This is a genomic window from Duganella vulcania (genome assembly GCF_009857655.1).
In the GTDB taxonomy this organism is placed as follows: Bacteria; Pseudomonadota; Gammaproteobacteria; order Burkholderiales; family Burkholderiaceae_D; genus Rugamonas; species Rugamonas vulcania.
In genome coordinates this window covers 1-4,590 of record NZ_WWCX01000189.1, presented here as the reverse complement: position 1 = coordinate 4,590, position 4,590 = coordinate 1, and the positions used below count along the sequence as shown (strand labels likewise).

At 67.6% G+C, this 4,590-nt stretch carries 4 protein-coding genes; 3 read left to right on the top strand and 1 reads right to left on the bottom strand.

The window, feature by feature from the left end:
• Positions 1 to 110: 110 nt before the first annotated feature.
• On the bottom strand, positions 111 to 2,717 hold the full coding sequence (locus tag GTP90_RS34890; RefSeq protein WP_161087809.1) for an EAL domain-containing protein: 2,607 nt from the start codon (positions 2,715 to 2,717) through the stop codon (positions 111 to 113).
• A 290-nt stretch (positions 2,718 to 3,007) separates the two neighbouring features.
• Between GTP90_RS34890 and GTP90_RS34885 the strand changes: the two genes are divergently transcribed.
• From GTP90_RS34885 to traM, 3 genes are all read left to right on the top strand, one after another.
• Positions 3,008 to 3,496 carry a CinA family protein gene (locus GTP90_RS34885; protein WP_161087808.1) on the top strand — a complete coding sequence of 163 codons (489 nt, stop codon included), beginning with the start codon at positions 3,008 to 3,010 and terminating at the stop codon, positions 3,494 to 3,496.
• Between the two features lie 85 nt (positions 3,497 to 3,581).
• A complete protein-coding gene (locus GTP90_RS34880) occupies positions 3,582 to 4,310 on the top strand; it encodes a P-loop NTPase family protein (protein WP_161087807.1) in 729 nt (242 codons plus the stop codon).
• A gap of 6 nt (positions 4,311 to 4,316) precedes the next feature.
• The coding region (traM, locus tag GTP90_RS34875) for a conjugal transfer transcriptional regulator TraM (RefSeq protein ID WP_503826779.1) at positions 4,317 to 4,590 on the top strand (274 nt) is incomplete at its 3' end.

Below are 4,590 nucleotides of genomic sequence, written 5' to 3'. Positions count from 1 at the left end.
GCCAGCGTGGCCACGCCGGTCACGCGCGTGGGCCGCATCGAGGCCGCGCCCGGCCTGCGCCTGGTGGACGCGGCCGGCGCCCCGCTCGACCTGCAACTACAGGGCTTCGATCACTTCACTTCCTGAAGCGCGGTCACGTCCTCGCCCGGCTCGCCCGCGTGGCGCCCGCTGCCGTGCAACAGCCAGTAGTGGTGGAAGGCCAGCCGGATGTTGTCGCGCAGCTGGGTGTCGTCCCACGGCTTGGTGTAGAAGCGGTAGATGGCGCCGCGGTTGATCGAGTCGATCACCGCGTCCAGCCCGGTGTAGCCGGACAGGATGATGCGTATCGTCTCCGGGTACATCTCCTTGACCTTGCTGAGGAACTCGGTGCCGCTCATGCCCTGCATGCGCTGGTCGCACACGATCACCTGCACCGCGTGCAGCGCCAGCAGCTCGAACCCCTCGGCCGGCGTGGCCGCGGTCAGGATCTGGTAGCCGTCGCGGCGGAACAGCCGGTGCAGCGAGGCCAGCACGTTGACGTCGTCGTCGACGATGAGCAGGGTCTGCGCCGGCTGGCCCGGCTTGGCCACGTCGGGCGGCAGGCTGTGGCCGGCCTGCACCAGCGCCGCCATGTCGGCCGGCGCCACCGCCCGGCTGAACAGGAAGCCCTGGATCTCGTCGCAGCGGCTGCGCCGCAGGTATTCGAGCTGGGCGCGCGTCTCCACCCCTTCCGCGATCACCCGCAGCTTCAGGCTGTGCGCCATGCTGATGATGGCCTGGGCGATGGCCGCGTCGTTGGGGTTGGTGGTGATGTCGCGCACGAAGGCGATGTCGATCTTGAGCTTGTCGATCGGGAAGCGCTGCAGGTAGGCCAGCGACGAATAGCCGGTGCCGAAGTCGTCGATCGCCACCTTCAGGCCCAGCGCCTTCAGGTTCGTCAGCACGCTGATGGTGCGCTCGGTGTTGGACATCAGCGCGGTCTCGGTCAGCTCCAGCTCCAGCAGCTCGGGCGGGACGTCGTGGCGCAGCAGCGCGCTGCGCACCACCAGCTCCAGGTCGCCCTCGACGAACTGGCGGCTGGCGACGTTGACCGCGACCCGCACCGGCCCGGTGTCGCTGCGCAGCCAGGCGCCGATCTGGCGGCAGGCGGCGTCGATGATCCAGGCGCCGACCCGCACGATCAGGCCGGTATCCTCCAGCACCGGTACGAACTCGGCCGGATACACCAGGCCGCAGCCGGGCCGCTGCCAGCGCAGCAGCGCCTCGGCGCCGGCCATCTGGCCGGTGTGCAGGTTGACCTTGGGCTGGTAGTGCAGCAGCAGCTCGTTGTGCTCGAGCGCGCGGCGCAGCGCCATCTCCATGTCCAGCCGCGCCAGCACCTGCACGTTCATGCCGGCGGTGAAGAAGCGGTAGCCGTCGCGCCCGGCCTGCTTGGCGCGCTCCATCGCGGTGTCGGCGTACTTGACCAGCGTGTGCGGATCGGTGGCGTCGTCCGGGTACATGGCGATGCCGATGCTGGCGCTGAGCGCGGCCGGGTGGCCGTCCAGGTCGAACGGCTGGCGCAGCGCCTCGCGCACCTCGTTGGCGGTGTGCACCGCGTCCTGCTGGTCGCGCGTCATGGTCAGGATCAGCGCGAACTCGTCGCCGCCCATGCGCCCGACCGTGTCGCGGAGGCGCACGCATTGCACCAGCCGGTTGCTGAACTGGCGCAGCAGTTCGTCGCCGGCCGCCGCGCCCAGCGAATCGTTGACGTTCTTGAAGCGGTCCAGCGCGATGAACAGCACCACGATGCGCCACGACTTTTCCTGCGCCAGCGCGATGGCGTCGCCCAGCGTCTGGAAGAACAGCGTGCGGTTGGGCAGGCCGGTCAGGCTGTCGTAATGGGCCATGTGCTGCAGCAGCTCCTCGGCATGGCGGCGCTCGCTGATGTCGCGCGCCACGCCCAGCAGGATGTCGGGCTGGCCGGCGCGCCGCAGCAGCTGCCAGTACAGCTCGACCGGCACCGCGATCAGGTCGCGCCGCATGAGCTCGAGCTCGATCATCTCGGGCGCGCGCGCCGGCCCCAGCGCGGCGGCATAGGCGGCCAGCCCGGCGGCCCGCTCGCTCAGCGCGGCCGGCGCGCCCAGGCCGATGCGGCTGGCGGTATGGCCCAGCATTTCGGCGCGCGGATAGCCCAGCATGCGGCAGGCGCCGTCGTTGACGTCGACCAGCTCGGCGCTGCCGGCGTCGAGCAGGAAGATGGCGTCGGCGGTGGCGTCCATCGCGCTGCGGAAGCGCTGCAGCTCGGCGGTGCGCTCGCGCACGGTCTGCTCGAGCCGCGTGTTGTAGCTGCGCGTTTCGCGGTGCAGCAGGCGCACCTCCAGCATGTTGCCGATGCGGGTGAGCACCTCGACCGGATCGAAGGGCTTGCTGACGAAGTCGCGCGCGCCCAGCTCCAGCGCCTTGATCTTGTGGTCGGGCTGGGCCGTGACCACCAGCACCGGCAGCCAGGCCTCGGTTTCCAGCGGGCGGATCGCCTCCATCACGTCGAAGCCGCTCATGCCGGGCATCTGCAGGTCGAGGATGATCAGGTCGTACTGGTGCTCGGCGTGCCAGCCCGCCACCACGCGCGGATCGGTGGTGGAGCTGACCGCCGTGTAGCCGGTGGACTTGAGCAGGAATTCCAGCAGTTCGACGTTGACCGGCTGATCGTCGACGATCAGGATGCTGGCGTTGAAGATGTCGGTCTGGCTGATCATGAGATGCGCCTCCGTATGGTCCCCGGGGAGCCGGCGTCGTGGCCGGTTCGGAGCGCTTACTACTACCTGGCAAGCTTAACAGTTTGCCCGTTTGGCGGCGCACGGCTGCAATGGTTGGGCAGCGGCGGCCGGCTTATCCGTCCGAGTGTACGCAAGTTCAAATCGGCGGTCTAATGTTTTCTGGCATGTTGCGGTTCAGGCAAATCAGCGGTGCGTCGCTGGCATCGGGCGCGCACTGCATGGTAGAGTGGAAGCCAGGCCACAGAGTGCCGCAACAGACGGAGCGTTCCATGAATTCCACAGACACCATTCTTGACCTGGCCGCGCAAGTGGGCAAGTCCCTGCAAGCGAAGGGCCTGATCCTGGCCACCGCCGAATCGTGCACCGGCGGCGGCGTGGCCCAGGCCATCACCGAGATCGCCGGCTCCACCGCCTGGTTCGATTGCGGCTTCGTCACCTATTCCAACGCTTCCAAGACCGAGATGCTGGACGTGTCGGCCGCGCTGATCGCGCAGATGGGCAGCGTGTCCGAGGAGGTGGCGGCGGCCATGGCCACCGGCGCGCTGGGCGCCAGCAACGCCCACCTGGCGGTGTCGACCACCGGCATCGCCGGCCCCACCGGCGCCGTGCCGGGCAAGCCGGTCGGCACCGTGTGCTTCGGCTGGGCCAACGCCGACACCGTGCACACCGAGCGGCTGGTGTTCACCGGCGACCGCCGGGCGGTGCGCGAGCAGACCGTGATCCACGCGTTGCAGGGGCTGCTGCGGTTTATCGACTGAATGCGCGACTGAATACGGGCCGGCGGTTGCCATACCGCCGCAAAACAATTACTCTCGACGCATTCGAGCGATTCTGGAGTGATTGATGCAAAATTCGGTACATTTTATTCTCCAAGGTAAAGGCGGTATCGGCAAGACCCTGGTGTCGACCATCCTGGCGCAATGGCTCGCCGCCAAGGACGAGACGCCGCTGCGCTGCTACGACACCGACCAGGAGAACGCGACCTTCTCGCGCTACAAGGCGATGGACGTCAAGCATGTGCCGGTGATGACCGACAGCCGCACCATCGACCCCAAGCGCTTCGACGCGCTGATGATCGACATCCTGGAAGAGGACGGCAACTGCGTCATCGACAACGGCGCCAACACCTTCTCGCCGCTGATGGGCTACCTGATCGAGAACGATTGCTTCTCGCTGCTGGAGGAATCGGGACGCAAGGTCTACATCCACACCATCGTCGGCGGCGGCGACACGCTGCACGACACCGCCATGGGCTTCGTCTCCACCGCCAAGTCCACCAACGTGCCGCTGGTGCTGTGGGAGAACGAGCACTTCGGCCTGCTGCAATCGGCGTCCGGCAAGCAGTTCACCGAATCGCAGACCTATGCCGACAACTCGGCCCGCGTGAAGGGCCGCGTGGTGCTGTCGGCCCGCAACGCCGACACCTTCGGCGCCGACATCAAGAAGATGAACACGGCCCGCCTGACCGCCCAGGAAGTCAAGGAAAGCGACAAGTTCAACCTGATGGAAAAGCAGCGCATCAAGGTAGTGTTCCGCGACCTGTTCGAGCAGCTCGACAAGGTCGAGTGGTAAGCCGCCATGGATCAGCACAAGCTGCGCAGCCTGGTCTTTGAAAAAACCGGCGTCAAGATCGACATCGACGATCCCGTGTTCGCGCTGGTGGCGCTGAACGAGGCGGTGCTGGCCGAGACGGTCGAGCGCCACATCGCGCTGATCGACGCCGCCTCGCAGGAGCTGGCGCAGCAGGCGCGGCTGGCCGGCGGACTGGCCGCGCAGCAGGGCGGCGTCCGCAAGCCGGTGGTGCTGGACGCCACCAATGAACCGGCCGGCACTGAAACCCCGTCCGCCTACG